Origin of the sequence: Paenibacillus abyssi (assembly GCF_014640295.1) — a bacterium.
GTDB classification, from domain to species: domain Bacteria; phylum Bacillota; class Bacilli; order Paenibacillales; family Paenibacillaceae; genus Paenibacillus_D; species Paenibacillus_D abyssi.
In genome coordinates this window covers 1-1,855 of record NZ_BMGR01000032.1, presented here as the reverse complement: position 1 = coordinate 1,855, position 1,855 = coordinate 1, and the positions used below count along the sequence as shown (strand labels likewise).

Sequence of the window (1,855 nt, the reverse complement as noted above, 5' to 3'; positions counted from 1 at the left end):
CGAATGTTATCCCGGTCTTGCAGGCAGGTTGCCTACGTGTTACTCACCCGTCCGCCGCTAACTATCAGGAGTGCAAGCACTCCATCAAGTCCGCTCGACTTGCATGTATTAGGCACGCCGCCAGCGTTCGTCCTGAGCCAGGATCAAACTCTCCATAAAAGGCGTCTTTATCTTTCGGCTGAAAGCCGATGGATAAGAGCACCGAATGTGAGCTGATTGCTCATTACGTTTATTGCTTTTCTATAGCTCAGTGAGCTATAGGGCATTTCGCTCGTTGTTCAGTTTTCAAAGAACAAATTCATTTCTTTTCTTTCGTTTGTCCCAGCCGTTTCGCGACCGGAATTAGAATATACCATGATCAACTATATCTAGTCAACACTTTATTTATCTTTTTTAATATTTTTCGATCGAAGATGAAAAACGATGGATTGCATAAGGTTTACTGAAAGTCTAATTACACTGAAATCTATGAATCTATAATCGAATAACAAGCAGTATATGCTGGACTAACTCTGTAGTGAACTTCTACAGTGAAGCGGATCTTTTTTTATCTGTCATATAATTGACGAACCAAATGATAAATGCCAACAGGGACATGCTGCCCCCTACTACACATACACCGCCCCATCCCCACAAGCTCCAAGCGTAACTTCCCAAGGAAGATCCGATCGCTCCTCCTGTAAAATAAGTGACCATATATACCGTATTCAATCGGCTCCGAGCTTCCGGCAGGATGCTGTAGATTCGGGCTTGATTGGAAACCTGTCCGCCTTGAACCCCCAAATCAAGTATAATAACGCCGATAATGAGCCCCCAGATCGTCATCCCTAACAACCCGAAGATAAGATACGATATACATACCGTAATGAGCGCACAGCCCACTAATCTTGCGGGACTTACTTTGTCTGAAAGACGACCGCTATAGGCAGCGGCAATTACGCCAACGACGCCCACCAAACCGAATAAACCAGCCACTTCGCTGCCATAATTATAATGTGGTCCTTCCAAATAGAATGTTAATGCCGTCCAAAATACGCTAAAAGCGCCGAACGACAACGCTCCAATGAGGGAAGCTTCGCGCAGGGTGCGCTGCTGGGCAATAAGACTTACCAGCGACCGCATTAACTGTCCGTAAGACAGAGCCGTTGCCGGGTATGTTCTGGGCAGCTGGCGCCACAAAACATAGGCCAAAACAAACATCATTGCAGCAGCTATAGCGTACATCGCTCTCCACCCGAACATTGCCCCGACAAAGCCGGATACCGTACGGGCAAGCAAAATGCCGATAAATAAGCCGCTCATCACATTGCCGATTACCTTGCCGCGCACTTCCGGCAGAGCAAGCTGAGCGGCAAGCGGCACAATCATCTGAGGCGTTATTGTCGTTATGCCTACTGCAAAGCTAGCTATATACATCCAAAGTAAATTTTGAGCGCTCGCAACGCCGATAAGAGAAATCCCGACTACAACCAACAGAACAGCGATCATATTGCGTCGTTCTTTAATATCTCCCAACGGAATAAATAAAAGCATGCCGATTGCATATCCAATGTGGGTAAGCATGGAGACAAATCCTATTTTTTCGGCAGATGCATGAAAGGTCCGTCCGATATCGCCCAACAACGGCTGGATGTAAAATAAGTTGGCTACAGCTAAGCCGCAAGAAACTGCCATTAATAAGACAAGCCCTTGACTCAACGGCTTGGTACGCGTTATATGCTGAGCTTGAACGGATTGCAGCTCTGCCATCATGTTAGATCCCCCTATTTCCAGAACAAAATGTAAGGACAAACATACTAGAGTGAAAGGCTGGGCGAAGCCCAGCCCCTCCTCATCAAACCGTACGTGAGGTTTT

General features: G+C 46.5%; 1 protein-coding gene and 1 rRNA gene. Both read right to left on the bottom strand.

Annotation, left to right across the window (positions count from 1 at the left end):
• Positions 1-159 (bottom strand): 16S ribosomal RNA (locus tag IEW11_RS24705); the annotation flags it as partial.
• A 366-nt stretch (positions 160-525) separates the two neighbouring features.
• Positions 526-1,752: an MFS transporter gene (locus IEW11_RS24700; protein WP_229725689.1), complete on the bottom strand. Its 1,227-nt coding sequence runs from the start codon at positions 1,750-1,752 to the stop codon at positions 526-528.
• Between the last annotated feature and the right edge of the window lie 103 nt (positions 1,753-1,855).